This window comes from Aminobacter sp. SR38 (assembly GCF_014843375.1).
In the GTDB taxonomy this organism is placed as follows: Bacteria; Pseudomonadota; Alphaproteobacteria; order Rhizobiales; family Rhizobiaceae; genus Aminobacter; species Aminobacter ciceronei.
Map to the genome: position 1 here is coordinate 197,482 of NZ_CP062112.1, position 26,886 is coordinate 224,367.

22 protein-coding genes are annotated in these 26,886 nt (G+C 62.9%); 11 read left to right on the forward strand and 11 right to left on the reverse strand.

Annotation, left to right across the window (positions count from 1 at the left end; translation table 11 throughout):
• Positions 1–38 precede the first annotated feature (38 nt).
• Together IG197_RS01030 and IG197_RS01035 are read right to left on the reverse strand one after the other, a co-directional pair.
• A complete protein-coding gene (locus IG197_RS01030) occupies positions 39–818 on the reverse strand; it encodes a hypothetical protein (RefSeq protein ID WP_192316376.1) in 780 nt (259 codons plus the stop codon).
• Between the two features lie 352 nt (positions 819–1,170).
• A complete protein-coding gene (locus IG197_RS01035) occupies positions 1,171–1,452 on the reverse strand; it encodes a helix-turn-helix domain-containing protein (protein WP_192316377.1) in 282 nt (93 codons plus the stop codon).
• Between the two features lie 185 nt (positions 1,453–1,637).
• Here IG197_RS01035 and IG197_RS01040 point away from each other — a divergent pair, with 185 nt between their 5' ends.
• Positions 1,638–2,429, forward strand: a complete 792-nt coding sequence (locus tag IG197_RS01040) for a GGDEF domain-containing protein (protein ID WP_192316379.1) — start codon at positions 1,638–1,640, stop codon at positions 2,427–2,429.
• Between the two features lie 224 nt (positions 2,430–2,653).
• Positions 2,654–2,932 (forward strand): DUF2218 domain-containing protein, encoded by a 279-nt coding sequence (locus IG197_RS01045; RefSeq protein ID WP_182574143.1) that lies wholly within the window; start codon positions 2,654–2,656, stop codon positions 2,930–2,932.
• Between the two features lie 46 nt (positions 2,933–2,978).
• Here IG197_RS01045 and xth read toward each other — a convergent pair whose 3' ends face one another.
• The 7 genes from xth to IG197_RS01080 all read right to left on the reverse strand — a co-directional run bounded on the left by xth (position 2,979) and on the right by IG197_RS01080 (position 10,114).
• Positions 2,979–3,749: an exodeoxyribonuclease III gene (xth, locus tag IG197_RS01050; RefSeq protein WP_192316381.1), complete on the reverse strand. Its 771-nt coding sequence runs from the start codon at positions 3,747–3,749 to the stop codon at positions 2,979–2,981.
• Positions 3,750–3,753: 4 nt separating this feature from the next.
• Positions 3,754–4,392, reverse strand: a complete 639-nt coding sequence (locus IG197_RS01055) for an alpha/beta family hydrolase (protein WP_192316383.1) — start codon at positions 4,390–4,392, stop codon at positions 3,754–3,756.
• A complete protein-coding gene (locus IG197_RS01060; protein WP_192316385.1) occupies positions 4,393–5,481 on the reverse strand; it encodes a tetratricopeptide repeat protein in 1,089 nt (362 codons plus the stop codon).
• Positions 5,478–6,350, reverse strand: coding sequence for a Ku protein (locus IG197_RS01065; protein ID WP_192316386.1), 873 nt, complete (start codon positions 6,348–6,350; stop codon positions 5,478–5,480). Before IG197_RS01065 ends, IG197_RS01060 begins: the two co-directional genes overlap by 4 nt.
• 40 nt (positions 6,351–6,390) lie before the next feature.
• A complete protein-coding gene (ligD, locus tag IG197_RS01070; protein ID WP_192316388.1) occupies positions 6,391–8,853 on the reverse strand; it encodes a DNA ligase D in 2,463 nt (820 codons plus the stop codon).
• Positions 8,854–8,859: 6 nt separating this feature from the next.
• Positions 8,860–9,096, reverse strand: a complete 237-nt coding sequence (locus IG197_RS01075; protein WP_192316390.1) for a hypothetical protein — start codon at positions 9,094–9,096, stop codon at positions 8,860–8,862.
• 106 nt (positions 9,097–9,202) lie between these two features.
• Positions 9,203–10,114 carry a LysR family transcriptional regulator gene (locus IG197_RS01080; RefSeq protein WP_192316392.1) on the reverse strand — a complete coding sequence of 304 codons (912 nt, stop codon included), beginning with the start codon at positions 10,112–10,114 and terminating at the stop codon, positions 9,203–9,205.
• A gap of 199 nt (positions 10,115–10,313) precedes the next feature.
• Between IG197_RS01080 and IG197_RS01085 the strand changes: the two genes are divergently transcribed.
• From IG197_RS01085 to IG197_RS01115, 7 genes are all read left to right on the forward strand, one after another.
• Entirely contained in the window at positions 10,314–11,288 is a 975-nt protein-coding gene (locus tag IG197_RS01085; RefSeq protein WP_154386497.1) for an ABC transporter permease, read from the forward strand.
• Positions 11,285–12,190, forward strand: coding sequence for an ABC transporter permease (locus IG197_RS01090; protein WP_067962011.1), 906 nt, complete (start codon positions 11,285–11,287; stop codon positions 12,188–12,190). Before IG197_RS01085 ends, IG197_RS01090 begins: the two co-directional genes overlap by 4 nt.
• A 1-nt stretch (position 12,191) precedes the next feature.
• Complete coding sequence (locus tag IG197_RS01095; RefSeq protein ID WP_192316393.1) at positions 12,192–13,157, forward strand: ABC transporter ATP-binding protein; 966 nt, start codon at positions 12,192–12,194, stop codon at positions 13,155–13,157.
• Positions 13,154–14,191 (forward strand): ABC transporter ATP-binding protein, encoded by a 1,038-nt coding sequence (locus tag IG197_RS01100; protein WP_192316395.1) that lies wholly within the window; start codon positions 13,154–13,156, stop codon positions 14,189–14,191. The genes IG197_RS01095 and IG197_RS01100 overlap by 4 nt, the downstream gene beginning before the upstream one ends.
• 74 nt (positions 14,192–14,265) lie before the next feature.
• Complete coding sequence (locus IG197_RS01105; RefSeq protein WP_246765282.1) at positions 14,266–15,786, forward strand: ABC transporter substrate-binding protein; 1,521 nt, start codon at positions 14,266–14,268, stop codon at positions 15,784–15,786.
• A gap of 7 nt (positions 15,787–15,793) precedes the next feature.
• Entirely contained in the window at positions 15,794–17,731 is a 1,938-nt protein-coding gene (locus tag IG197_RS01110; RefSeq protein WP_192316399.1) for a CocE/NonD family hydrolase, read from the forward strand.
• A 273-nt stretch (positions 17,732–18,004) separates the two neighbouring features.
• Positions 18,005–18,673: a DUF2161 domain-containing phosphodiesterase gene (locus tag IG197_RS01115; protein ID WP_192316400.1), complete on the forward strand. Its 669-nt coding sequence runs from the start codon at positions 18,005–18,007 to the stop codon at positions 18,671–18,673.
• 7 nt (positions 18,674–18,680) lie between these two features.
• On the opposite strand, the gene IG197_RS01120 is transcribed toward IG197_RS01115, so the two are convergent.
• Positions 18,681–20,717: a serine/threonine-protein kinase gene (locus IG197_RS01120; RefSeq protein ID WP_192316402.1), complete on the reverse strand. Its 2,037-nt coding sequence runs from the start codon at positions 20,715–20,717 to the stop codon at positions 18,681–18,683.
• A 275-nt stretch (positions 20,718–20,992) separates the two neighbouring features.
• Here IG197_RS01120 and IG197_RS01125 point away from each other — a divergent pair, with 275 nt between their 5' ends.
• Positions 20,993–23,779 carry a caspase family protein gene (locus IG197_RS01125; RefSeq protein WP_192316404.1) on the forward strand — a complete coding sequence of 929 codons (2,787 nt, stop codon included), beginning with the start codon at positions 20,993–20,995 and terminating at the stop codon, positions 23,777–23,779.
• A 14-nt stretch (positions 23,780–23,793) separates the two neighbouring features.
• On the forward strand, positions 23,794–24,060 hold the full coding sequence (locus tag IG197_RS01130; protein WP_192316406.1) for a hypothetical protein: 267 nt from the start codon (positions 23,794–23,796) through the stop codon (positions 24,058–24,060).
• A gap of 19 nt (positions 24,061–24,079) precedes the next feature.
• Here the strand turns inward: IG197_RS01130 and tssH are convergent, their stop codons facing one another.
• Positions 24,080–26,875: a type VI secretion system ATPase TssH gene (tssH, locus tag IG197_RS01135; RefSeq protein WP_192319523.1), complete on the reverse strand. Its 2,796-nt coding sequence runs from the start codon at positions 26,873–26,875 to the stop codon at positions 24,080–24,082.
• Between the last annotated feature and the right edge of the window lie 11 nt (positions 26,876–26,886).

Here is a 26,886-nt window from a genome sequence, read left to right on the forward strand (position 1 = left end):
TTGCCGATCCCATTGAAGGCGGCCCAACATGAGCGAATCTAGAGGTCATTGCCCGCAAGGACGGAATCATCAATAGTTCGGATGCGAAGCTTTATCTTCGTCATTTCCCGTTCTGTGCTTGCCGTTAGTAACCGGTTCGCCTTCTCAAGGCTATCGGCACGTTCAGGCAGGTCAATCCTTGCTTGTGCTGCTGCCGGTTCCAAGCCAGACTCTTGTTCTTCTGTTAAGAAAGGATCTCCACCGTAGCGAGCTGGCGCGCTTATTGAAGAGAGGCAGTCAATCAACTTCTCGCAAGAATCAATTAAAATATCGCGATTAGCCTCTATCAAGGCAGTATCGGACTTTGAATGCTGATACTCCTCTAGTGTACGGCATAAATCTCGAACATCGCGCTCTACGTCGTCGGCCCAAAGTGGATTTATGCTATCTGGATCATATGATTCTTCATCCCACATATTTCCATATATTGTGCGCCACACATTATTGCATATCGAAGTTGCTTTTTCATTTGTGGTCTCTAGACGACGTTCGATCCCTGCAAGCCGTGTTGCGATAACGTCTCGCGCCATAATGTCATGCTGCGCATACATATTCTGCAACTGCAGCCAGACCGGCTTGCCAGCGTACCAAGCCGCCCCCATTGCTAGGCCAGCGGCAATGAATGTCTGAAAATCCCGCACAAATCGGTAAGCGTGGCAAACGAGGTCCTTGCATGCGCCCTGAGCGCTAGCATTGGACATTGCGCCGGCGGCGATAAGCAGGATTGACGAAAAAACAAGTGCAGCAGCGATCACCGCTAGAGTCGAATTGTTTTTCATGCGTACTGCTCCCCAAATCACTGATTGTCATTGGGGAAGCGAAAGATCAATCCTGACGGCTCTCGTTGTCCAAATACGTCCTTGCCTCGTGTCGCAGCCTACGTGAGAACGATTTCTTCGCCTTGTGAGCTAGGCCGGCCTTCCGAAAGACTTTTAGCGATTGGCGCGCACGCTTCGTGAGCGCGTCAAACTCATCGCCGCTCTTCATCTTTTCTCGGTGGCCCATCATGGCGTATTTCCTGCTCGCCCGGCGTCGGCGAAATGTGAATAATGTAATAGACCGGATCTGCAACGCCTTTTGCCAAGGCGAGCGCGTCACGGGCGCCTTGGACTGTTCTCCGACCCGCCTTATTCATGGTGCCTCCGCCGCGCCGCGTGTTTTTGTCCGGGTAGCCTTGGCAAGATACTGCGCAATGTCACTTTCGCGATAGAGGATACGGCCGGCACGCTTGACGTACGCGGGGCCTGTGCCGTCGCCGCGCCATCGCGCCAGGGTTTGGACCGACGCGCGTAACAGGGCGGCGGCCTCCACCGTCGTGTAGAGCTCCTCAAGCTGCACAATCGCTCCTAGGGGCGCGCGGTTCTTCAAGGACGCTGCGTAGCAGATGCCACACGTCGATAGACTGAATTCCATCAGGGAAACGCCTGCTGCAGCTAAGTCCACCCAAGGCGCGCTCTCCGGCTTCTTTTATTTAGCACTCCCTTAACCATAACGCTTCGTAACTGTGGCCTCGCACTCAAAGTGCCCCCTCGCCGCGCGTATTACGAAGATATGGCAGTAAGGTTCAAATCCTTGGAAAGACTTTCGGCTGGGTACGCATGCTAGACAGACTGAACGCAATAACACAGCGCCGGTGGGGCCAGGTCGCGCTTCTGACCCTGGCTGGTGCGCTTTTGTTCGTAATCGTCGGACTGGGCTTCCGTGTCCTTGTCTTTGCCGGCGTGGATGCTGAAATTCTCTGGCGTGATGCGGTCAACGCTTTTGTCTTGCCACTGCTGTTCATCGCCCCCCTGCTTGTGCTGCTGGGCCTGAGCCTGACCGAAAACGCCTCGCTGAAGCAAAAATACGCCCAGGAGCTGGCGCATGACAGCCTAACGTCATGCCTCACCGGCCCGTTGTTCACCGCGGCAATCGACGTCATTGCAACGAGCTCTGCGACAGGGCGGCGGCCGGGCGCGCTGCTGGTGATCGACATGGATCATCTCAGACGCCTCAACGAGCAGATCGGCTATGCCGCCGGCAACCAGGCGCTCAGCGCGATCGCCGCAATCATCCGTGCTTCGGTGCGAAGCGGCGATCTTGTCGGGCGCATCGGCGGTGACGAATTCTCCGTCTACCTGCCCGGAGCGACCAAGGCGAATGCCGAGAAAGTTGCCGAGCGTATCCGCAATGCGGTTGCCGAGGCGAGTTTCGAACCCGTTGCCGGCGGTTTGACCTGGCCCTTGACCGTCAGTGTCGGCGCCGTGCTGTTTGAAACCGACGCGACCGCCGACGAGCTGCTGCTCACTGCCGATCGCCAGATGCAGGCGGCGAAGGAGAAGGGACGCAACCGTATCGAATACGCCCACCTCCGGCAAGGCTCCTCGCCTTCCCGCCCTTCGCTCCACTGAAGCGGTACGGTCTCTCATAAGGCGACCGCCAGCCCTTCGGAACAGGCGCTGGCTCTAAACATCAACTCGTTCTGCCGGATTTCCCTTCGTTCTGCGACAGTGCAAGGCGTATCGCGCAGAGCCACCTTGCCATGCACAGCGCCCCGGCCTCGCATTTTTGACGAAATCACGAGACTACATCCGCCCTGTCGGCGCCCAGGGTGACAATCATTCCGAGGACAATCATGCCCAGATCGACTGCATCAGTCGCCACCGAACATGCCAGCCGCTATTTGCAGCAGCTCTGCAAGCACTGGAGCCACAAGTTTTCAGTCGACTTTTCACCGGCTGAAGGCCGCATCGACCTTGGCGAAGGACGTGTTGTCGACCTGCGCGCCGACGACCATATGCTGACGGTCAATGTCGAGGCCGAAGACCTGCCCCGCATGGAACAGGTCGTTGTCGACCATATCGTGCGTTTCGCCTTCCGCGAGGAACTGAAATTCGAGTGGCGCCCGGCCTGAGCGATCGAGCAATCCATCCACCGGTCATGAGGTAGCCGCAAGCCGGCTACCTCGTGCTGATCCAAACCGGGGCATGGTCGCTCGCGTCTTCGCGGCCGCGTATATCGCGATCGACGCCAGTCCCAGTCAGGCGCTTGGCCATCTTCTTGCTGAGCAGCAGATGATCGAGCCGCAGGCCGGCGTCGCGCGGCCAACGGTTTCGCCTGTAGTCCCAGAAGGTGTAGACCACCTCGGCGGGAAAGGCCTTGCGAATGGCATCGGTCCAGCCCTGATCGAGCAATTGCCTGAAGGCGGTACGGCTCTCGGGCTGGACGAGAGCGTTGTCGTCGTAAGATTTGGTTGCGTAGACGTCGCGGGGCTCGGGCGCGACGTTGAAGTCGCCCGCAAGCACCGCCGGAACATCGGCCGCAAGCAGCGTTGCCGCATGGGCGTTGAGCCTGCTGTGCCAGGCCAGCTTGTAATCGAATTTGGGCCCCGGTTGTGGATTGCCGTTCGGCGCATAGAGCGAAGCGATCAGCACGCCGTTGACCGCAGCCTCGATATAGCGGGCCTGGCGGTCGTCGGGGTCGCCGGGCAGCTCCCAGCGTGTCACGACCGGCTCCGCATCGCGGGCGAGGATCGCCACGCCGTTCCAGGTCGACTGTCCCCGCCAGACCGCGCCATAACCCGCCGCCTCGATGGCCGAACGCGGCAGCTGTGTGTCCGCCGCCTTCAGCTCCTGCAGGCATACGATATCGGGTTTTGCTTCCTTCAACCAAGCCAGCAGGTTTTCGAGCCTGCGGTTGACGTTGTTGACGTTGAAGGTGGCGATCTTCATTCGGTCAGGTCAGCCGGGCCGACCAGCCGGCGACCGCTTCGCCCAGCGTTTTCAGGTGATCCGCGGCGGAAAAGCCGGAAATGCTCTTGCGCGGTTTGAGATCGTGGTCGCCATCCTCGAGCCACAGCAGCTCGATGCGCTCAGACAGCTCATAGCCGGGAACTTCCTCGACCGTTCCGAACTCGTCGCGTGTGCCCTGAACCATCAGCGTCGGCGTCTTCAGTGCCGCAAGATGTTTGGTGCGCAACTGCGTCGGTTTGGCCGGAGGGTGGAACGGATAGCCAAGGCACAGGAGTCCGACGATCTTGCCCGACGCAAACAATTCGTCGGCGACCATGCTCGCGACACGCCCGCCCATCGACTTGCCGCCGATGACAAGCGGACCCTTGGCGGCAAGTTGGTCAACGGCTGCCTTGTATTCGGGGTTCAGCGTTTCCGCCCTTGGCGGTGGCTTTCGTGCGCCTTCGCTCCGCCGCGCCGCCATGTAGCCGAATTCGAAGCGCGCCACGCGAAAGCCGACCTTGGCAAGCGCGCTGGCAGCGGCCGTCATCGACGCCGAGTCCATCGGCGCGCCCGCGCCGTGAGCCAGAAGCACGGTGACGGCAGCGTCTTCCGGCCCGTCGAAAAGAAAATGCAATGCCATCTAGCTTGCCGTCCGTTCCCTGAGATGCAGATCGGCATATTGGATGCCCTTGGCGGCGGTCTTGGCCCATTCCGACGTGCCGTCGAGCTCAAGATAAAGCGACCACCAGCGCCTGGCTTCGGCCAGGTCGCCGGCCTCGTATTCGAGGTTGGCGAGGTTGAACATCGCATCGGCGTAGGTCGGGTCGAGCGCCACCGCCTTTTTGAGGTGGCGCCGTGCGGTGTGCACCTTGCCTTCGGCGGCAAACAGCCCGCCGAGGTTGAACCAGGCTTCGACGAATTTCGGGTCGAGCTTGATCGCCCTGAGATAGGTCTGCATCGCCTCCTGGCTGTTGCCGGCCGCGCGCAGGCAGTTGGCGCGGTTGAATGCCGCGACGCTGTCGCTCGGATCGGCGGCAAGGCAGCGTGCGTAGAGCGCCGCCGCCTCGGCATAAGAACCACCCTCCTCCGCCTGTTCGGCGAGCGCGAACATATCCTCGAGTTCGGCATCGCCTGGGCGTCCCAGCGGCAACAGCCGCTGGCCGTCCAGTTCGGCCAGGTCTTCACCAAGACGGGCATAGATCGAGTCCTTGCCGTCGGCATGCAACGACAACGCGCTGAGCGACGCGACGGCACCCGAACGGCGGACCGACCTGGCAATGGCGCTCCAGGTTGCACCGCCAGCCAGCAGCCCGGCATATTTCCGGGCCAGGATCAGGTCGCGAAACGCATAGGGCTCGCTGTCGCCTTCGAAGGCGTCGAACAGCGACAGGAAGTCGAAGGCGTGCGGCTCGATGCGCGACTGCTCGATCAGCGACTGTCGGGTCATCTCCGCGCCATCGACCCGATCGAGCAGGTCAAGCGCGCGGAGGAAGCCATTTTCGCTGAGCACCGGTCGACCGGAGGCAAGCGCGGCGTCGAGCCGCGCCTCCAACTGCGCCTCGTCAAGCTTGGCGAGCAACATACGTCCGACCACGACATGCGTCGTCCGCCGCGTCACGCCATGCTGCAGTTCACCGCCCTGTCGAGCGACCTCGCGCACGGCAAGCCGCCTGGGAAAGGCGGCAAGCGCACCGACCAGGCCAAAGATCCTGCCCGAAAGTGCCGTCACTTCTTGCCTTTCGCTGCCTTGCCGCTGCCAGCGGCCGCAAGTTTGGCTGCGGGCTTCTCTGCCGGTTCGGCCTTGGTCTTGCTCTTGGCCGGCGGTTTGGCCTGGCCGAGGCTGGCTTTCAGCGCATCCATCAGGTTGATGACGTTGCCACGCTCTGGAGCCGCCGCGATGATCGGCTTGTGACCCTTCAGCTTCTCCTTGATCATCTTCATCAAGGCGATCTCGTAGCGGTCCTCGTAGTTTTTCGGATCGAATGTCGTCAGCTTCTGCTTGATCAGCGCTTCGGCCAGCTCCAACATTTCCGGGTCCGGGTTGCCAGCGGGAATGTTGCCGAAATATTCAGACGTGCCACGCACTTCGCTCGGATTGCGCAAGGTGCAGACGAACATGCCGTTCTCACGTGCGCCGATCGTCACCACGCGCTCACGGCTGGACAGGACCAGGCGGGCGATGGCGAGCTTGCCCGATTTGCGCAAGGCCTCGCGCAGCACGGCGAAGGTCTCCTCCGCCATTGCGCCGTCAGGGGCAAGATAATAGGGCGCGTCCTGATAGATCACGTCGACGGAGTCTTCATCGACGAAGGCTTCGATGTTCATCGTGTGATTGGATTCGATCTTGACGCTGTCGATGTCAGCTTCGTCGATGATGATGTATTTCTTGTCTTCGTATTCGTAGCCTTTGACGAGGTCGGAGCGTTCGACGAGACCGAGTTCCGGATCGACGGGCTTCATGTTGATGCGGTTGTGCGTGTCTTTGTGCAGCTGATTGAAGCTGATGCGCTCGCTCGTGCTGGTCGCCGGGTACAGCCGCACCGGGCAGCTGACCAGACTGAGTTTCAGATACCCCTTCCAACTTGCCCTTGGTGCCATGCTTGTCTCCTACGCGACACAACTCAAGACATACTCGTGGTCAAGACTTACTCTTGGCAGTGACCTCGACCGGCAAGTCCTTGGCATGATCTGATATGTCTGCCCAAGGATCGCCCGACCTGGCCACAAGTCCGGGAAGCGAAGAATAGTTCAAATCCGCTGGAGCGTCGATGGACTCGAGATCGGCCCAGCTCAATGGAGTCGACGCCGGCATGTTGGTGCGGGCGCGAAGACTGTAGGGCGCAGCGGCGGTCGCGCTGCGCGCGTTGCGGTGGAAGTCGATAAAGATGCGCTTCTTGCGGTTGTCCTTGCCCATCACGGTGGTGAAAGTGTCGGGCGCGGTCCTGGCGATCCGCGACGAGATTTCGCTGCTTGCCTGATGGAACTGCTTCCAGCCGAGCTTGCCTGTCGTCGGCACGACGACGTGGATGCCGCTGCCGCCCGAGGTCTTCACGAACGGCACCAGCCCCATCTTCGTCAGCTCGTCGCGGACATGCACGGCCGCCTCGACCACCTCGCGCCAGCCGATCCCCTCGCCCGGATCGAGATCGAAGACGACCCGATCGGGCTTGTCCAGGCGCTTGCGCAATGCACCCCAGACATGAAACTCGACGACGCCGAACTGCGCCAGCGCGAGGTAGCCCTTGGCGTCCTCGACCGAAATGTAGGTTTTTGTCTCGTCCTCGGAGTTCTTGGTCTCGAACCGCGCGATGGTTGCCGGCATGCCGGTGAAGGCGTGGCGCTGGAAGAAACAGTCCTTGTGCTGGCCGGTCGGGCACCTGAACAGCGACACCGGCCGCCCCATGATGTGCGGCAGCATGAAATCGCCGACGGCGGCGTAATAGACGGCAACGTCGAGCTTGGTCGGCCCTGACTTGCCGAGCATTCGGCGCTCCGGATTGGTGATGGTGACGGCGGCAAGGTCGGCGTCGGTGATCAGCCGCTTGCGCGGGGCCAGGGGCGCCTCCGACAGCTCGGCCTCGCGCAGCCCCTTGAACACCGCATGCCGCAACGCATTGTCGGCGGTGCGGTTGGCGTAGTGGATGCGGGCATTGAGCACGGGTCGCACAGGGATGACCTCCTTCGGCGCGCCATCGAGCTTCGCCGCACCTTCGCGCAGCCCCTCCAGCCGGTGCAGCAATGACTGCAACGTCTCGGCGTCGAAGCCGGTTCCAACCTTGCCGCGATACTGCAGCTCGCCGTCGACCCATTCGCCGAGCGCAAGGGCCGCGAGGCCCTCTGCGGCTTCGGATGTGGTGTAGCCGGCGATGACGAAGTCGCCCGGTATCGGCGCCTTGGTCTTGGTCCAGCTGTGCGAGCGGCCGCGGGTGTAATGCGCCGAGCTTCGCTTCGACACCACGCCTTCCAATCCCATCAGGGTTGCCTGGTCGTACAATGCCTGGCCGTCGCCCTCGACATGCCCGCTGACCTGCAGCGCCGACTGCGCGTGGACATGGCCGGCAAGAAGGGTCTCCAGCAAGTCCTTGCGTTTGCCAAGCTCTACGCCCGTCAGGCCCCAGCCGTTGAGATGCAGAAGATCGAAGGCGTAGAACACCAGGAGCTCGTCGTGCCCGCTGGCCAGCGCGTCCTGCAAGGCGGCAAACCGGCTGATGCCCTTGTCGTCAAGAACGACGATCTCGCCATCGATGACCGCGTCGCTGCATGGCAGGTCGCGAAACGCCGCCGAAAGCTTGCCGTAACGCTTTGTCCAGTCGATGCCGCTGCGGGTGATCAGCCTGGCTGTTCCGCCTTCCAGATGCACCATGGTGCGATAACCATCGAACTTGATCTCGTGCAGCCAACCCTCGCCCGACGGCGGCTTGGGTGCTGCGGTGGCCAGCTGCGGTTCGATCCGCGCCGGCATCGGCGCCCGCACCGCCCCCGCGAGCTTGTCGGGCTTGAGGTCGCCGGGCTTCGGTGGCGCCGGCTTCCTCGGAACCACGACCAGCTCCTCGATGCGCCGCCCGGACTTTACGCTTTCTGGCCGCGCTTCGAGAATGTCCGTCGTCTCGTCGGCCGCCGGGTCATGTTCCTTGAACAGCAGCCAGTTGCGCTTGTCTTCGCCCGGCTTCGGCTTCAGCCGCGCCAGCATCCAGCCGCCCTTGAGCTTTTCGCCCCAGAGCCGGAACTTGAACGCGCCTTTGTCGAGCGACGCCCGGGCGTCCTCCATCGGCGCCCAGACGCCGCCGTCCCAGACGATCATCGGCCCACCGCCGTATTCACCTTCAGGGATCAGGCCTTCGAAGTCGATATATTCGATCGGATGGTCCTCGGTCTCGACGGCAAGCCGCTTGTCGGCCGGATTGAGCGACGGCCCGCGCGGCACCGCCCAGCTCTTGAGCACGCCGTCGAGTTCGAGGCGCAGATCGTAGTGGTCGGCGGTGGCATGGTGCTTGTGCACGACGAAGCGGTTGCCCTCGCCCGCCTGTTCGACGCCGCGTGGCTCGCGCGTCCTGGTGAAATCGCGCTTTTGCCGGTAGGTGCGAAGCTTTTCCGCTGCCATCCCGGCCTAGCGCGCCGCGTCTTCGGGCGCGGGCTCCAGTTCAAGCTCCCTGGGGGTCGCACCCGCCATCAGCCTGTCGAGCAAGGCGTCGCTGACGTCGTAATACTGGCCCGCGACGAGCACCCGCGACACGGTCTGGCCGTCGCCTCGAAACAGCCTGGAACTGACGAATACCTTATGGCGGCCGAGCGCGTCGGAGACGGCCCTGCGCTTCCTGATCTGGTTGGCAACCGGTGTACGCATACGCCCAAGGGCTCCTGAACCAATGGCGCCGACTATCTCCCAAAGTCGATCCTTGATCAATGCAGGCGTTGTTGGTCCATCACGAGACATGTTGTCATGGCCCAGCTCAGATCGGCTTGGTCAGCACGCCGTCACCGACAAGTCGCTCTTTCAACATGGCGATGAACATCAACATCGGCCTGGAAAGTGGCGCTTCGCGCAGCGTGGCGATACCGTAGTCGCTCCACAGCGGCGGCGCGAATGGCCGCATGACAACGCGTTCGGACTTCAGCAGGCTGCCGATCAGCGCCGGGATGATCGAAACGCCTATGCCCTCGGCGACCAGCGCGACGCTTGCCTCCACCGAATGCGCTTCGACCCGGCAACGGACCGCACCCTGGGCACGCCGCAGCCGCTCTTCGATGTCTTCGCGGCTCGATCTCAGCCGCCCGAGCAGCACCAGATCGGAGCCTGCAAGATCGTCGGCACTGATGGTCTCGCGCGCTGCCAGCGGATGACCGGCCGGCAAAACACATAGCTGCCCGCTCGACACCAGCGGCATCGTCACCAGGCCACGATCTTCGGTCGGCAACCGGACAAAGCCGAAATCGACGCTGCGGCCCATGACCGCGCGTTCGATCATATCGTAGGGGCCGGCCACCAGCTCGATACTGACCTGATCCTGCGTTGCCAGAAAGTCGGCGACCAGCTTCGGCAACAGCGTCGTCGTCAGCGAGTGCGGAAACCCCATCTTGATCAGCGTCCGGCCCGAGCGCCCGGCACTGAGTTCGTCGGTCCGGCGCTTCAGCCGTGCCAAGACGTCCGAGAGTTCGCCGACCTCCTGGAGCAGTGCGGTTGCCTCAGGCATTGGAACCAGCCTGCCCTTCTCACGACGAAACAGCTCAAAACCGATCTCTTCCTCCAGGCTCGTGAGCTGGCGGCTGATTGCCGACTGTGACAAGGCGAGCACGCCCGATGCGCCGATCGTCGAACCGGTCTGCATCACCGCGCGAAACACGTCCAACTGCTTCAGGTTCATTCAGCTTTCAGTTCCCCACGCTGCTGCACGGCCCTTTTCGCATCGAGTAATGCACAAAACTCATAAGATTGCGCGCCTGCCGCCCTCGCTGTTACGTCGCACGACAACAGGCAGTCGGCAACCGGCGCCGGGAGGAGAGCATTCACGTGATGACCGGGCGCAGCCCATTCAGGCAAGTCATGCAAGGAGCGCAAACGCGATGACGATCTTCATCATCCGCCGCTTCAGCCAGAGCCTGTTTGTCGTATTCCTGACGTCGCTTCTGGTTTTTGTCGGCGTCTACGCCATCGGCAATCCAGTCGACATCCTGATCCCTGCCGACGCCAGCTTCGCCGAGCGCGAGGCGGCGATCCGGGCGCTCGGGCTCGACCGCTCGCTGGTCGCGCAATACGGCACCTTCCTTGTCAACGCGCTGCACGGTGATTTCGGCCGCTCCTTCGTCTTCAACCAGCCGGCCATCAGCCTCATCTTCCAGCGGCTGCCGGCCACACTCGAACTCGCTTTCGTCGCACTCGCCATCGCGCTCGTGCTCGGCATTCCCCTCGGCCTGATCGCAGGGCTCAAGCCGCGTTCGGTGACGGACGAAACCATCATGACCGGTTCGATTCTCGGTTTCAGCCTGCCAAATTTCTGGCAGGGCATGATGCTGATCATGATTTTTTCGGTCTGGCTCGGTTGGCTGCCGTCATCGGGGCGCGGCGAAACCGGAGAGATCTTCGGCATCACGACATCCCTGGCTACCTGGGACGGGCTCGCTCATCTTATCTTGCCGGCGACCAACCTCGCCTTGTTCCAGCTGTCGCTTGTCATCCGGCTGACCCGCACCGGCGTGCGCGAAACGATGCCGCTCGACTTCATCAAGTTCGCCCGTGCCAAGGGTCTGTCCGAACGCCGTATCATTTCCGTCCATGTGATGAAGAACATCCTGATCCCGATCGTCACCGTGGTCGGCATGGAATTCGGTTCGCTGATCGCCTTCGCGGTGGTGACCGAGACCATCTTCGCGTGGCCCGGCATCGGCAAGCTCCTGATCGATTCCATCACCGTGCTCGACCGGCCCGTGGTCGTTGCCTACCTGCTGGTCGTCGTCACCATGTTCATCTTCATCAATCTTGCCGTCGACATCGTCTATTCGATGCTCGATCCGCGCATCCGGCTGAGTGAAACGCAATGACAGCGCTCACCCACCGTTTCCAGGAAAGCCAGTCGTTCTGGGCGCGCTCGCTGCGCGGCATTCTCGGCAGCCCCAAGGCGACGATCGCGCTCGCGATCTGCCTGATCTTGATCGCCACGGCCATTTTCGGCCCCGCGCTGGTACCGCAGAACCCGTATGATCTCGCAGCGATCGACTTCTTCGACGCGCGCCTGCCACCGATGTCCAACAGCATGTCGGGCACAACCTATTGGCTCGGAACCGACGGCCAGGGCCGCGACATGTTCTCGGCGATGGTCTACGGCCTGCGGACGTCGATGGGCGTCGGCCTGTTCTCCGGAGTCATCGCTCTTGCGGTCGGCACGGCACTTGGCCTCACCGCAGCCTATTATGGCGGCCGCATCGACACGCTGATCATGCGCCTTGTCGACCTGATGCTCGGCTTCCCCACCATTCTGGTGGCATTGATGCTGTTGGCGTTGCTTGGCCAGGGCGTGTGGAAGGTGGTGCTGGCATTGGTCATCGTACAGTGGGCGCAGTTTGCCCGCGCGGTGCGTGCAGCAGCGCTGATCGAGCGCGGCAAGGAATATGTCGAGGCCGCCGCATCGCTGGGGCTTTCCAAGCCGCGCATCCTGTTCGGCCATATGCTGCCCAACTGCCTGCCGCCGATCATCGTCATCGGAACGCTTCAGGTGGCCAACGCCATTTCAGCCGAAGCAACGCTGTCCTTCCTTGGCATCGGGCTGCCGATCACCGAGCCGTCGCTCGGCCTGTTGATCGCCAATGGTTACCAGACGCTGTTGTCGGGCCAATACTGGATATCGGTCTATCCCGGCCTTTTGCTGCTGGCGCTGGTCTTCAGCATCAACATCGTCGGCGACCGTCTCCGTGAAGTACTCAACCCCCGACTTTCGGAGCGATGAGATGACGCTGAAGGTCGAAAATCTCTGCACCTATTTCTTCACCCGGGCCGGCGTGGCCAAGGCGGTGGACGGCGTGTCGTTCGAGGTTGGCCGGGGCGAAATCCTCGGCCTGGTCGGCGAGTCCGGTTCCGGCAAATCGATCACGGGCTTTTCAGTTCTGGGCCTTGTCGATCCGCCGGGACGTGTCGCCGGCGGCAGGATCCTGTTTCATGGCGAAGACCTTGTCGGCCGTTCGCAGGGCGAGATGCGGACACTCAGGGGCAAGAAGATCGCCATGATCTTCCAGGACCCGATGATGACGCTCAACCCGGTGTTGTCGATCGAGACCCAGATGGTCGAGACGGTGCGCGCCCATGATCGCGTCTCCAAGGCCGAGGCGCGGGCTCGCGCCGTCGAAGCGCTCGGTCTGGTCGGCATCCCCTCGCCCGACGAACGGCTTGCCGCCTATCCGCATCAGTTTTCCGGCGGCATGCGCCAGCGTGTCGCCATCGCCATAGCACTGCTACACCGACCGGAGCTCATCATCGCCGATGAGCCGACGACAGCGCTCGACGTCACCATCCAGTCGCAGATACTGGCGGTAATCCAGGGGCTGAGCCGAGACTTCGGCATGTCGCTGATCTGGATCAGCCATGATCTTGGCGTCGTCGCCGGCCTCGCCCACCGGATAGCGGTGATGTATGCCGGCAGGATCGTCGAGACCGGCGAAACCGACACCGTGCTCGACAGTCCGGTCCATCCCTACACGATCGGCCTGATGCGTTCGGTTCCAGCCAATCTCGAACGGGGCGAACCGCTGACGCCCATTCCCGGCATGGCGCCGCCACCGCTTGGGCGACCTGCGGGCTGTCCATTCCGCCTGCGCTGCTTTGCGGCCACAGCAGCCTGCGAAACCGAACCAGAAGAAGCCACAGCCGACGGCCACCGCTGGCGCTGCTTCCACCCGCAGATCGCGAGGGCAGCATGACGCCTCTTGTCGAAGCCACATCGATTTCTCGACGTTTCACGCGCGGGCTCGATTACGCCGAACGCCTGGCGCGCTTTCTTGGCGCCGATATAGAGGAGCGCGTCGTTCATGCCGTCGACGGCGTCTCGCTAACGATCAACCCCGGCGAAGTCGTCGGGCTCGTCGGCGAGTCCGGCTGCGGCAAATCCACGCTCGGTCGCATCATGGCTGGCATCCTGCCCCAGTCCGATGGCGTGATGAACTGGCAGGGCAAGGATATGTCGGCGCTGCCGCGTGCCGAGGCAAAAGCTGCGCGGCTTGCCTCGCAGATGATCTTCCAGGACCCGATGTCTTCGCTCAATCCGCGCAAGACGATACGCGACATCATCGGCGAAGCGCCAATCGCCCATGGCATGGTGGCGCGGCGTGATGCCGCCGAAATGGTGACCGCGCTGATGCAGCGTGTCGGCCTCGACCCGTCCTATCTCAACCGTTACCCGCATCAGTTCTCTGGTGGCCAGCGCCAGCGGATCGGCATCGCGCGTGCCCTGGCGGTGAATCCACGCTTCATCATCTGCGATGAATCGGTGTCGGCACTCGACGTCTCGATCCAGGCGCAGATCCTCAATCTGTTCATGGAGCTCAGGCAGGAACTCGGTCTGACCTACCTGTTCATCAGCCACGACCTTGGCGTGGTCAAGCATATCTCCGACCGCGTTGCCATCATGTATCTCGGCCGCATCGTCGAAAGCGCCCCGGCGGACGCCTTCTTCGCCGCGCCCAATCATCCCTACACGATCGCACTCCTTTCCGAAGTGCCGACGATCAAGCAGCGCAAACGCCAGTTCAATCCGGTGAAAGGCGAGATCCCCTCGCCGCTTCATCCGCCTTCGGGCTGCCATTTCCATCCGCGCTGCCCGCACGCCTTCGACCGTTGCCGCATCGAGCGGCCGATCTTGCGTGAGATCGCGGCGGGCCACGTCAGCGCCTGCCATCTCAACGAGTTGCCGGGCAAGACGGCCTCGTCCGCCATCCCGACAACCGCAATTGCATGAACAGAAAAGGGAACACGACCATGCAGATCATCCGTTCGTCTTTCGCAGCTTTGCTTTTCGCCAGCAGCTTTTCCATGGCCGCATCTGCCGCCGACCTTACAGTGGGCATTTCCGCCGAGCCTTCGGCGATCGACCCGCAATTCTCGCGCACCGGCAACAACCAGAATGCCGCCCAGCATATTTTCGGGCGGCTGGTCGAACAGGACGAAAACCTTCAGATCAAGCCGAACCTGGCCGAATCCTGGAAGAATACCGATCCGCTCACCTGGGAAGTGAAGCTGCGTCAGGGCGTCAAGTTCCACGACGGCTCACCGCTGAGCGCTGAGGACGTCGTCTATTCGCTCGAACGCGTGTCGACGATCGAAAACAGCCCGGCACCGTTCACTGCCAATGTCGGCTCCATCGCAAAGATGGAGATCGTCGATCCGACCACCATCCGCTTCACCACCAAGAAGCCGACGCCGCAATTCATGGAACTGGCCGGCATGGTCTACATCGTTTCCAGGAAGGCCTCCGAAGGCAAAGGCATCGCGGATTTCAACAGTGGCGCTGCGACCATCGGCACCGGTCCCTACAAATTCGTCGAATGGGTGCCGGGCGACCGCCTTGTGCTTCAGCGCAACGACGATTTCTGGGGCGACAAGCCGGAATTCGAAAAGGTCACTTTCCGCACGATCTCCAACAACGCCGCCCGCGTGGCGGCGCTTCGTTCCGGCGCTGTCGATCTTATCGACGCCGTGCCGCCGGCGGATGTCGCAACGCTGAAGAGCGTCGAGGGCATCGCACTGCATTCCACGCCCTCGGCACGGATCATCTATCTGGCACTCGACAGCGCACGCGACGAGAGCCCGTTCGTCACCGACAAGGCGGGCGCCAAGCTGGCGCCGAGCCCGCTGAAGGATGTTCGCGTGCGCAAGGCGATGTCGAAGATGGTCGACCGCCAGCTTCTGATCGACCGCATCCTGTCGGGTGCAGGTGCCGCCGCCGGCCAGCTCGTGCCTGAAGGCATCGGCGGCCACTCGGCCAATCTCAAGCCGGACGCGATCGATCTCGCCGGCGCCAAGGCTTTGCTTGCCGAGGCGGGTTATCCCGACGGTTTCGGCATCACAGTGCATTCGTCCAACGACCGTTTTGCCGGCGACGCCGATGTCGGCCAGGCACTGGGCCAGCTGTTTGCGCGTGGTGGACTCAAGGTCAACGGCGTCGTCACCCAGCCCTACAGCGTCTATGTCGCGGCGGCCGGCAAGCAGGAATTCTCGGCCTTCGTATTCTCCTTCGGCACAACCACCCCGTCTGCGGCGCCCGGCATGACCAACGTGCTGATGACGTTCGACAAGGAAGCTGGCACCGGCTCCTTCAACCGGGCGCGTTATTCCAATCCCGCCTACGATGCCAAGATGAAGGAGGCGCTGGCCGAATTCGACGTCGACAAGCGCAACGCGCTGTTGGCCGAAGCTGCCGAGGTCGCCTTCGGCGACGTCGCCATCATGCCGCTCTACTGGCCGGTGGTCACCTGGGCGAGCCGGGACAGCATCGCCTTCACCCCTTCCAAGGGCGAAGACACGCTCGCCACCTTTGCCCACACGACGAAGTAAGGCAGTCATGAAAGCAGCAGCCGAAACGATGGACGTCGCGTCCTTGCCCGCGCTCGAGCCGGTGAGCCCCGGCGTCGTGGTCCACCGCGATGTGATGGTGGCAATGCGCGACGGTGTCCGGCTCGCGGCCGACATCTATCGTCCGGCAAATGACGGCAGGGTGTTGGAAGACGCCCTGCCCGTCATCCTGGAACGTACCGCCTACGGCAAGGATGAGCGCTCGCGCTCGGAAATCGAACTCGGCATGGCGAGGCCGATGACGCGGGCCGAAGTCGCAAGCCACTTCGTCCGCCACGGCTATGTCGTGATCTATCAGGATTGCCGCGGCCGACATGGTTCGGAAGGCGCGTTCACCAAGTACCTCGCCGAAGGTCTTGACGGTTACGACACGCTTGCCTGGATCGTCGAGCAACCCTGGTCGAATGGCAAGATCGGCACGATGGGGCTGTCATATGCCGCGCACACCCAGATGGCTCTGGCCTGCCTAAACCCACCCGGCCTTGCTGCGATGGTCATGGACTCCGGTGGGTTCTCCAACGCCTTTACCTGCGGCATTCGCCAGGGCGGTGCGTTTGAATTGAAGCAGGCAACCTGGGCGTACAACAATGCCCGCGAGAGCACCGCGGCCAAACACGACCCCAACCTGCTGCGCGCACTGGAAGCGGAGGATGTCAGAAGCTGGTTCAACGCCATGCCCTGGTCCGAGCGGCGCTCACCGGTGCGTTGGGTCCCCGAATACGAGGACTATCTGCTCGAACAGTGGCGTCACGGCACCTTCGACGACTACTGGAAGCAGCCCGGCATCTATGCTGCCGAAAGCTACGATACTTTCCCGAATGTGCCGGTCGCGCTGTTGTCGAGCTGGTACGATGCCTATGTGAAAACCACCTTCGAGAATTACGAAGGACTGGCGCGTGACCGGGATCGTCCGATGGCGCTCATCATGGGCCCCAATCTGCACGGCAACCGCAACGCCACCTTCGCCGGCGATGTCGAGTTCGGCGCGGCCGCCCCCTTGGGCGGCAATGTCAGCGAAAGCTGGCTGGAGTTTCGCCGCCGCTGGTTCGACCGCTGGATGAAGGACGCAGACAATGGCGTCGACAGAGAACCGCGCGCGCGCCTGTTCGTCATGGGCGGTGGGTCGGGCCGCAAGACTCCACAAGGCCGCCTCGACCATGGTGGGCGCTGGATCGCCGCGCCCGATTGGCCGGTACCGACCTCCGAGGAAACGGTGCTGCACCTCCACGAGGACGGCCGCCTGTCGACCGAGGCCCCTGCCCGGACGGCAGCTCCATTCGTCTACGACTTCGATCCGAAGCACCCCGTGCCGACCATCGGCGGCGCGCTGACCAGCGGCCAACCGGTGTTCGAGGGCGGCGGCTTCGATCAGCGCGAACAGGCGCGGTTCTTCGGCTGTGACAACACCAATCTGCCGCTTTCGGCTCGGCTGGACGTTCTTTCCTTCGAAACCGAGCCATTTGCCGAAGACATTGCCGTCGTCGGTCCGGTGACCGTTGAGCTTTTTGCTTCCACTGACGGCCCCGATACCGACTTCACCGCAAAGCTGATCGACGTTTATCCACCGAGCGAGGACTATCCCACCGGCTTCGCCATGATCCTGACGGACGGCATATTCCGCTGCCGATACCGCGATGGCTTCGATGCGCCGAGACCCTGCGTCCCGGGCGAGGTGATGAGCATCACCATCGAACCCTTTGCCACGGCCAATCTGTTCAAGAAGGGCCATCGGATTCGGCTCGACATATCCTCGAGCAATTTTCCCAAGTTCGACGTCAATCCCAACACCGGCGCACCGGAAGGCCGCGGCCGCGCCAAGCGTGTCGCCCGCAACATGGTCTATTGCGACCAGGAACGCGCCTCCCGCATCAGGTTGAGGACACTCTCGGCGGCTGCATTGCAGGATATCGCCCGGATTTCGGACTAGCGTTTCCGCTTTTCTTCGAATCGTGGAAACTCTCCATCCTCTTGTTTCTGCGCAATTCCGGACAGAAAGCCGCTGCACACTTTTCCTGGAATTGCTACAGGCTCTGTCCTGGCGAATTGACCGCCAACCGGGTCGAATGTCCCGATGCCGGATGTCACCGCTCGACTATGGCGGTGGCATCGGCATGATATCCTGAATGATTCGACGCAGACCTGGCCAGCGCCAGCGACGAGGCACAGCCTTGGCCCAGCGTTCATGCGGTGAGAAAACCTGTTGCTCGAGACGGCCCTCTACAGCCCGGTAAAACGCTTCCTCGAAGGCCTCGGCTTCGAGGTCAAGGGCGAGATCGGCGGCTGCGACCTGCTGGCGCTGAGCAGCGATGCGCCGCCCATCGTCGTCGTCTGCGAACTGAAGCTGCAGTTCAATCTCGAGCTCATCCTGCAAGGTGTCGATCGTGCTGCCGCCGCCGACGAGATCTGGCTTGCCGCCCGCATGTCGCCGCGCGGCAAGGGCCGTGAGGGCGACAAACGCTTCCGCAATCTCTGCCGTCGCCTGGGTTTCGGCCTGCTCGGCATATTCGACGACGAACGGGTCGAAGTCCTGCTCAGCCCGGAGGCACCGGCGCCGCGCCGCGATCCGAAACGGCGCTCGCGCCTCGTATTAGAACATCGCCGGAGGCAGGGAGACCCAGTCGTCGGCGGTGGCTCGCGCGCGCCTGTTATGACCGCCTATCGCCAGGACGCGCTGAAATGCGCCGTGGCCCTTGTCGACGGCCCCAGGCGGCCGCGCGACCTCAGCCAGTCAGTGTCGCGCGCGCCAAAAATCCTGCAGGACAATGTTTATGGCTGGTTCGTCCGCATTGATCGCGGCATCTACGAATTGACGGATACGGGTCGTGCAGCGCTGCAGCGCTGGCCTCAGCAGCCGCCCACCGTGATCTGAACGAAACTCAACGGTCGAACAGGAAATAGGCAAAGGCGATGCCGGCGGCGTTCGGCTGTGCTTCGATCTCCGTGCGGATTTTCGGGAACAGGTCGGAAGCGAGCTCGGGGTCCTTGATGTCGGCAGCCTTGATGCCGCTGTCGCTCGCCAGCGCCACGATCAGATGCGGTTCGGGCGCCGTGGCCTCCTGGTCGTTGAGCGGGAACAGCTTCATGCTGAAGCTCGCCGCGTCGGGCCCGGATTTCTTGAGCAGGCTGGCGAAGTTGTAGACGACGCCGTCCTTGCCGATCAGCAGCAGGTTGACATTGCGGCTGCCGGTCCGGCTCAGCGTGCCTTGCAGCGAGTCCCCGACCTTGAGGTTGTCCTTGTTCAACTGCAGGGTCGGGCCCTGGCCGGTGTCCGGATGCACCGCTTCGAGGAAATCAGCGACTGGGCACTGCTCGCGCTCGATCATGCGCGGATTGACCTTTGGGCCGTTGCCGAAGGCCGAAGCAAAGTCGCGGCTCAGCTTGTCGAACGGCGCCTTCGAGGTCGCCAGCCCCTCGACCTCGGGGCTGGGCGCCGATGCGTTGGCCACCGAGGCATAGAAGCAGGGACCGCCGTCAAAGGACTTGAACCAGTCGGCGGCGCTCATCGCAGCCTTCGGGGGCTCGGGCAAGGCAATTGGCTTGACCGGCTCGGCGGGCTTCGGCTTGGCGATGTCAGTCGGTGCCGGCGCCTTTGCCTCGGTTACAGGCGCGGGCTCTGGCAAAGGCTTGGCCGGAACCTGCACCGTCTCCTTGGCAGATGGCGGCGCTGGCGTGAGCTTGCCGCCAGCGGCTTCCTGCCCCGATGTGAGATCAGTTTCTCCCGGCAGGAGCCCGTCCATCAACCCGGAGAAATAGGCGCCGGCGCCCAGGGCGGCCACGGCGGCCAGCAAGACTGTACCTACCAGCGCACCGCGTGGTGACTTGGTTGCGCTCGCGGCGGGTGCAGGTTTGGGGGCCGCTCTTTGCCGTGGGTCGGGCATTGGCCTGCCCGTCGTACCGGCGGTGCGCCACGGCGCATCGCGCGGCAGCACCGCCTCAGCCGGCATCGGCTTCTGCCCGCTCGATGTCGATCCCGGCGGCCGCCAGGCTTCGGCAGGCTTGCGCTGTTCCTGGTCATGCAGCGGCATGCCGGGCAGCGTGACGGGCGGCGCCGTTGCACCGCTGGTCTCGCGCAGCCATTCGACGATCGCCGCCGCACTTTCCGGGCGATCCCTGGGGTCGGGCTGCAGCATCGATTGCAGCAACGGCAGAAGATCGGGGTCGATGCCGGTGAGGTCCGGTACCGTGCGGCGTTTCTCGATCACCTCGACCGGCGATCCGCCCATGTCGAGCTGCTTGCCGCGCAAGGCGGCGGCCAGCACCAGGCCGAGGCTGTAGATGTCGGACTGGTCGGTAATTTCGCCGCCATACAGCCCGAGCTGCTCGGGCGACACAAAGCTGTATTTGCCGGCGAAGCTGCCGCCGAGCAAAGTGCCGCCGCCGACATTGGCCGAGCGCGCAATGCCGAAATCGATGATCTTGGTCTTTTCGACCTTGCCGCCGGGCAGGACGATGTTGTCGGGCGACAGATCGCGGTGGATGACACCTGCCTCATGCGCCACCGACAGGCCGGAGGCCACGCGAGCCAGCATCTTGCGCGCCTCGCGCGTGTCGAGCGGGCCATTGCGGATGCGCTCGCCGAGCGACTGGCCGTCGACGAACTCCATGGCGAGATAGGGCCGGCCGATGGTCGGATCGATGGTGAAGACGTGATAGCGCACGATGGCGTCGTTGGAGAGGTGATTGAGGATCGACGCCTCCTTGCGGAACAGCGCCAGAATGCCCTGGTCGCGCGCGAATTCGCGCAGCACGACCTTGATCGCCACCGGGTCGCCGGTCTGGATGTTGTGGCCGCGATAGACCTCGCCCATGCCGCCGGTGGCAATGTGCTCGTCGATCTCATAGATGCCGTTGAGCTGCACGCCCTGATGAACACCGGTATCGGGCGCGATACGTGTCTTGTCCTCCGGCGTCATGACCTGGTTCCATCCATGCGTGAGCGCCGTTCGGCCATTGCTTCACACCTGCGATTTTTCGATCACCGGACTGACAATAACACGGATTTTCGCGATGGGGACTTTTGCTCGCGGAGGCCTTTGCGCGCGCCGGGCAATAGGCCATTTGATCTATGTCGACTGCGTTGACACAGGTCCATGTCAGGAGGATGCTTCACCGCTAATAGATGCAAGCCGTGCCAAGCCTGTAAAGACTGCATGTCCGGAAGGAGCAGTTCATGGTATGCGAAGGCTGCTTGCCTGCTCGCAATGCTGGCGTTCTCGCGCGCCTGAGCGGCGCTCTCGCCGCCTGCGGTCTCATCCTGCTCCTAGCCCTGAGCACAGCCTTGGCGGCTGACGGCGTGTCAGGCCGCCGCGCTGCACTGGTCATCGGCAACACCGCCTACCAGCATCTGGCCCCGCTGCCCAACCCCGCCAACGACGCCGACCGCATCCGCGAGGTGCTGGAACGCGCCAATTTCGAGGTCACGCTCGGCAAGGACCTCGACAAGAAGGGGCTTGAAGAGACCATTCTCGGCTTCCTCAGGACGCTCAACGACGGCGACGTCGCGCTGTTCTACTACAGTGGCCATGCCGTGCAGGTCGGCGGCCACAACTTCATGATCCCGGTCGACGCCACACTGGCGACCTCCTACGATCTTGAGGTCCAAGCCTACAACATGTCGAGCCTGCTCGAATACATGCGCGAAACGTCCTCGCTGCAGATCGCCATCCTCGACGCCTGCCGCGACAATCCCTTCGCCAACAATTCCTATTATGTCGGCCAGACCAAGGTCGCGGTCGAAGGCAAGAAGGGCCTGGCTTCGGTCGCGCCCCAGGACGGCACGCTGATCGTCTATTCGACAGCGCCCGACCGTGTCGCGCTCGACGGCAATGATGGCTTGAGCCCGTTCACCGGCACCTTCGCCGAATATGCGCTGAAGCCTAATGTCGAGGTCAGGAAGCTGCTCAGCGACATCCGCGCCGAGGTGATCAAGCGCACAGATGGGCGCCAGACGCCGTGGGATGCGTCGAGCCTCACCTCATCTTTCTTCTTCGTAACCCGCCAGAACCTGTTGATCATAGAGGATATGCGCGAGGTTCGTGTTCCGCCTGAAACCAAGGAGGTGGCGCTGCGCATCTCGCCGCCGATCACCAGCGGCAACGCCGAGCTGACGGTCAATTTCACCAAGCTGCCCGACCAGGGCACGCTCTGGCTCGGCGACCAGCAGCTCAGCCTCGACAGCAAGATTGCGGCCGATCGCATCGAAGAGGTCATGTTCAAGCCGGCTTCCGTCGACATGACCGCTGACGAGGTGCGCTACACCGTCACCACCGATGGCGGCCGCAGCGCCAGCGGCATCGTCCGCGTCGTCGTCGATAGCAAGTCCGTCGCCGAGGCGCAGGTCAAGCCGGCGCTCAACATCCAGCAGGGCGACGAGCCGAAGCCGGCAGCGCCCGAACAGGCAAAGCCGATCCTCGTCGCCATGGCATCTGACATAGGCACCGGCTTCGCCGCCATGCCCGAAGACGTGGTGCGCTCGACGAGTGCCGCCCCCACCGGCTGGCTCCGTCTGGAAAAGCGCGATCCGGAGACGCAGGTGGCGGTCGACGGCAAGATCGTTTCCGAGGGCGACCTGATCAAGGCCGAAGACATCACCAAGCTGCGCATCCGCCCGTCGCTCAAGCTCGTCGCTGCCGAGGACGATGCCAGGCCGGTGACGGAGACGGTGGCGATGAACACCAGCAGCGGCGGCGCCAAGGTCGACACCAGCACCGACAGCATGGAGGTCAAGCCGATCCCCCTGCCCGCCGACAAGGCGCCTGCCAAGGAGCCGCTGCGCACCGTCGTGCTGATGCCGGCTGCCAAGACCGCAGCACCCGCCCCGATCACCATCAACGTCGCCGTTTCGGTCAATGAATGCGACACGCTCGCCGCCGAACCGCTCGACGTCCAGGCGGTTGCCGACGGCAAGCTGCCCAACGACATCGACGTGCCCAGGGCGCTCACCGCCTGCAAGGCAGCCGCCGACCAGCATCCCGAGATCGCCCGATTCAAGTACCAGTACGCCCGTGCCCTTTATGCCCAAGGCGATTTCAAGGACGCCCTGACCGAACTCAACGCCGCCAGCGACGCTGGCCATGTCCGCGCCAGCTATCTGCTCGGCAGGCTCTATCAGTTCGGCGCCGCGGTCGAGCGCGATCCGGCCAAGGCAATCCCGCTGTTCGAAGCCGGCGCCAAGCGCGGCGATCCCTATTCGCAATATGCGCTGGGCAAGGCCCTCGTGAATGGAACGGGGGTGAAAGCCGATGTGGCTCGCGGCATGGGTCTTGCTGAGCGCGCTGCCGAATCGGGACACACATATGCGATGAATTTGCTCGGAACTGAGTATTATCTCGGACGCTTTGTCAAAAAGGACTACGCTCGAGCCCTTCAGTTCTTCCAAGAATCCGCAAAGCGTGAAGACGTCTACGGGATGGTCAATCTTGGCGTCCTGTATCGGGACGGCGCAGGTGTCGAAAAAGATCTGAGTAGGGCAACGGAGTTGTTCGAGAAGGCACGCGCTAAAGGCCATCCATCGGCAGGTCGGCTACTTGGCTTCATGGCTGTACAAAACGGCAATGCGAACACCGACACCCTGCTTGGTTGGTATCGCGAGAGCGCAGAAAGAGGCGATGCTTGGGGTGGGTACTTCGCCGCCAAGCTGCTCAAAGATAACCCGAACCTTCAACGTGATAGCGGCGAGGTAGTGCGGTTACTTGCCCTAGCAGCATCACAAAACATGAAAGACATCTCCCCCGAAGCAAAAGCCGACCTAGGCAAAAGCAGCGCCTCGGACATCGGTAAAGAAGTGCAACTGGCGCTCCAGCGAGCGGGTCAAGATGTTGGAGATATTGACGGAAAGCTGGGCGCTCGTACGCGAGAGGCCGCAACCGCCGTCCTCGGTGATGATGCGCCACGCGATTCACGGGAGTTGCTGATGGCACTTCTGCGCAAGGAATGGATCGATTCACGGCCACGTCTGGACATGCTGGGCTCATGAAGGGGAGACGTTACATGCGATCGCATACCATCAGTCTTCTTATGGCAACTGTACTTCTGCCGCTGGGCGGCTGCGGTTCCATGATGAAAGTCGAGGAACAGGCAGCGGTTCAACCCGTGCAGCCAGTGCAGGTCAAGAAAGCGGCCCCGGTGAGGAAGGTCGCTGTCGCGGCGCCGGTTCAGCCAAGGGTCGTCAAGAAGCCGATCGTTCCGGCGACGCCGAGTGTTGAACGCAGCGAAAGAAGCGACAGCGGCGGTGGCGGCGGCCCTAGCGATTGGTAGGCTCTTCGCTCGAACTCTTTTACCCAAACTCGTAGCTGAACCCCTCACCTGACGCGCCGACCGTCACGCGCGTCAGCTTTTCTCCATCGAGCGAACGGTTGAGCACGCCGCGGCTCAGTTCCGGCAACAGCGTGTTGGTCAGGATCGCATCGATCATCCGGCCGCCGGATTCGATTTCGGTGCAGCGCGCCTTGATCAGTTCCATCACGCCATCGCCGATCACCAGTTCCGCGCCGTGGCTGACCTGCAGCCGGCGGGCGATCTTGCCGAACTGGTGGCGGGTGATCGCCTCGATCATCTCGCCTGACAGCGGATAATAGGGGATCGTCACGACACGGCCGATGAAGGCCGCCGGGAACACCTTGAGCAAGGGCGCGCGCAAGGCCGCATCGAGATGCTCGACATTCTCGCGCAGTTCGCCGCCCTTGGTCTTGGTCATGATGACCTCGGAGCCGACATTGGAGGTGAGCAGGATCAGCGTGTTCTTGAAGTCGATGCGCCGGCCTTCGCTGTCGTCCATCATGCCCTTGTCGAAAACCTGGAAGAAAATCTCGTGCACGTCGGGATGCGCCTTCTCGACCTCGTCGAGCAGGATCACCGAATAGGGCCGGCGCCTGACAGCCTCGGTCAGGATGCCACCCTTGCCGTAGCCGACATATCCGGGAGGCGCGCCTTTCAGCGTCGACACGGTGTGCGCTTCCTGGAATTCCGACATGTTGATCGAGATCAGGTTCTGCTCGCCACCATAGAGCGTCTCGGCCAGCGCCAGCGCCGTCTCGGTCTTGCCGACACCCGAGGGGCCACACAAAAGGAACACCCCGACCGGCTTTTCCGGTGCCCCAAGCCCGGCGCGGCTGGTCTGAACGCGTTTGGCGATCATTTCCATCGCATGATCCTGGCCGACCACGCGCTCGGACAAAGTCTGCGCCAGCCGCAATGCCTTTTCCGTCTGGCTTGTCAGCATCCGTCCCGTGGGAATGCCGGTCCAGTCCTGCACCACTGAGGCCACCGCATTGCGGTCGACGGAGAGCAGGATCAACGGCGTTTCGCCCTGCGCCTCGGCCAGCACCGCCATCAGCTGCTTGAGCCGCACAAGGTCGGCCCCGGGATCGGAGACTGCCTCTGTTTGCTGAGCGGTTTCGACCTGCTCAACCTGGGGTATGCTGTCAGCCGCGACATCCTGATCGACAGCAGCATCGTCATTGGCAGCGATCGGTTCCTCGGCTGCCTCTTCCGACGCCTGCGCCTCCGCGACAACGGGATCGAGCGCCACGCCCTGCCCGCGCAGCCTGGCGCGCAGGTCGAGAATTTCGGCGACGGCGGCCTTTTCCTTGTCCCAGCGCTCCTGGGCCGCAGCCAGTGCGGCGTCCGTCTCGACCAGCCCGGCCTCGACGCGCGCCTTGCGCTCGTCCACTTCGATGCCGATCGCCGCCTCGCGGCCAATGATGCCTTGCTCGACCTCGAGCGCCTGCCTGCGGCGCATCAGGTCCTCGACCTCGCCAGGCCGGGAGTGCTGGGAGATGGCGACGCGGGCACAGGCTGTATCGAGCAGGCTGACAGCCTTGTCTGGCAGTTGCCGCGCCGGGATGTAGCGATGCGACAGCTTGACCGCCGTTTCGATCGCCTCGTCGAGGATCTGCACCTCATGGTGCTTTTCCAGCACGCCGGCGACGCCGCGCAACATCAGGATCGCGGCGGCCTCGTCTGGTTCCTCGATCTTGACCACCTGGAAACGCCGGGTCAGCGCCGGGTCCTTTTCGATATGCTGCTTGTATTCGGCCCAGGTGGTGGCAGCGATGGTGCGCAGTTCGCCGCGCGCCAAGGCCGGCTTCAGAAGGTTTGCCGCGTCCCCCGTGCCGGCAGCACCACCCGCGCCAATCAGTGTGTGCGCCTCGTCGATGAACAGGATGACGGGCGTTTCGGAGGACTGCACCTCGTCGATGACTGCCTTCAGCCGCTTCTCGAACTCACCCTTGACGCTGGCGCCGGCCTGCATCAGCCCGACGTCGAGCATGCGCAGGCTCACCCCCTGCAGCATCGGCGGCACGTCGCCTTCGGCGATGCGTAGCGCAAAGCCTTCGACCACAGCCGTCTTGCCGACGCCGGCCTCGCCGGTCAGGATCGGGTTGTTCTGGCGCCGGCGCATCAGGATATCGACGATCTGGCGGATTTCCGGATCGCGGCCGACGACGGCGTCGATCTTGCCGTCGCGTGCCCGCTGCGTCAGGTCGGTGGCATATTTCGCCAGCGCCGACTCCCCGCCAGGTGACAGGCGCCGCGGCGCCTCGTCGGAGGGCGTCGCTGCACTTGCGGCGGATCCTTCCAGCGAGCCGTCGATCACATCGGCAAAACGCGAGATCACGCCGTCGGCGTCGATCTTGTCGAACTCGGTGCTGATCTTCGACACCAGCCCTTCCAGCACCGGCACCTTCAGGCAGGCCAGGATCACATGGGCGCTGCGCACCTCGTCCGAGCCGAACTCCAGCGTCGCCAGGTTCCAGGCCTCCTGGATGGCGTGAAAGATGTGGTCGGAGAACTCCTCGATCGAGGTCGCGCCATAAGGCAGCTTGTCGACCGCGTGTGTCATGTCGCCGGCGACGCGTGCCGCATCGACGCCGGCGTCAGCCAGGATCATCTGCACGTCGGAGCGATCCGAAAGTACAAGTTGTTCAATGAAATGAACAAGTTCCACGTAAGGGTTGCCACGCAGCTTTGCTGCGTCGGCCGCCGCCTTGAAAGCGCGCAAGCAGGTGGGATTGAGCTTGCCGACCAGTTCCTTGCGCTTGAAGCCCTGGGACGACCTGCGCTGCTGCATGCCCTTCTGTT

What these genes read in the sequence shown, in the direction of transcription:
- ligD (WP_192316388.1), bottom strand. Translation starts at nt 8,853, where the DNA reads ATGGCAGCGGAAAAGCTTCGCACCTACCGGCAAAAGCGCGATTTCACC.
- IG197_RS01040 (WP_192316379.1), top strand. Translation starts at nt 1,638, where the DNA reads ATGCTAGACAGACTGAACGCAATAACACAGCGCCGGTGGGGCCAGGTC.
- IG197_RS01130 (WP_192316406.1), top strand. Translation starts at nt 23,794, where the DNA reads ATGCGATCGCATACCATCAGTCTTCTTATGGCAACTGTACTTCTGCCG.
- IG197_RS01100 (WP_192316395.1), top strand. Translation starts at nt 13,154, where the DNA reads ATGACGCCTCTTGTCGAAGCCACATCGATTTCTCGACGTTTCACGCGC.
- IG197_RS01045 (WP_182574143.1), top strand. Translation starts at nt 2,654, where the DNA reads ATGCCCAGATCGACTGCATCAGTCGCCACCGAACATGCCAGCCGCTAT.
- IG197_RS01035 (WP_192316377.1), bottom strand. Translation starts at nt 1,452, where the DNA reads ATGGAATTCAGTCTATCGACGTGTGGCATCTGCTACGCAGCGTCCTTG.
- IG197_RS01120 (WP_192316402.1), bottom strand. Translation starts at nt 20,717, where the DNA reads ATGACGCCGGAGGACAAGACACGTATCGCGCCCGATACCGGTGTTCAT.
- IG197_RS01075 (WP_192316390.1), bottom strand. Translation starts at nt 9,096, where the DNA reads ATGCGTACACCGGTTGCCAACCAGATCAGGAAGCGCAGGGCCGTCTCC.
- tssH (WP_192319523.1), bottom strand. Translation starts at nt 26,875, where the DNA reads ATGCAGCAGCGCAGGTCGTCCCAGGGCTTCAAGCGCAAGGAACTGGTC.
- IG197_RS01065 (WP_192316386.1), bottom strand. Translation starts at nt 6,350, where the DNA reads ATGGCACCAAGGGCAAGTTGGAAGGGGTATCTGAAACTCAGTCTGGTC.
- IG197_RS01080 (WP_192316392.1), bottom strand. Translation starts at nt 10,114, where the DNA reads ATGAACCTGAAGCAGTTGGACGTGTTTCGCGCGGTGATGCAGACCGGT.
- IG197_RS01055 (WP_192316383.1), bottom strand. Translation starts at nt 4,392, where the DNA reads ATGGCATTGCATTTTCTTTTCGACGGGCCGGAAGACGCTGCCGTCACC.
- IG197_RS01110 (WP_192316399.1), top strand. Translation starts at nt 15,794, where the DNA reads ATGAAAGCAGCAGCCGAAACGATGGACGTCGCGTCCTTGCCCGCGCTC.
- xth (WP_192316381.1), bottom strand. Translation starts at nt 3,749, where the DNA reads ATGAAGATCGCCACCTTCAACGTCAACAACGTCAACCGCAGGCTCGAA.
- IG197_RS01090 (WP_067962011.1), top strand. Translation starts at nt 11,285, where the DNA reads ATGACAGCGCTCACCCACCGTTTCCAGGAAAGCCAGTCGTTCTGGGCG.
- IG197_RS01085 (WP_154386497.1), top strand. Translation starts at nt 10,314, where the DNA reads ATGACGATCTTCATCATCCGCCGCTTCAGCCAGAGCCTGTTTGTCGTA.
- IG197_RS01105 (WP_246765282.1), top strand. Translation starts at nt 14,266, where the DNA reads ATGGCCGCATCTGCCGCCGACCTTACAGTGGGCATTTCCGCCGAGCCT.
- IG197_RS01030 (WP_192316376.1), bottom strand. Translation starts at nt 818, where the DNA reads ATGAAAAACAATTCGACTCTAGCGGTGATCGCTGCTGCACTTGTTTTT.
- IG197_RS01095 (WP_192316393.1), top strand. Translation starts at nt 12,192, where the DNA reads ATGACGCTGAAGGTCGAAAATCTCTGCACCTATTTCTTCACCCGGGCC.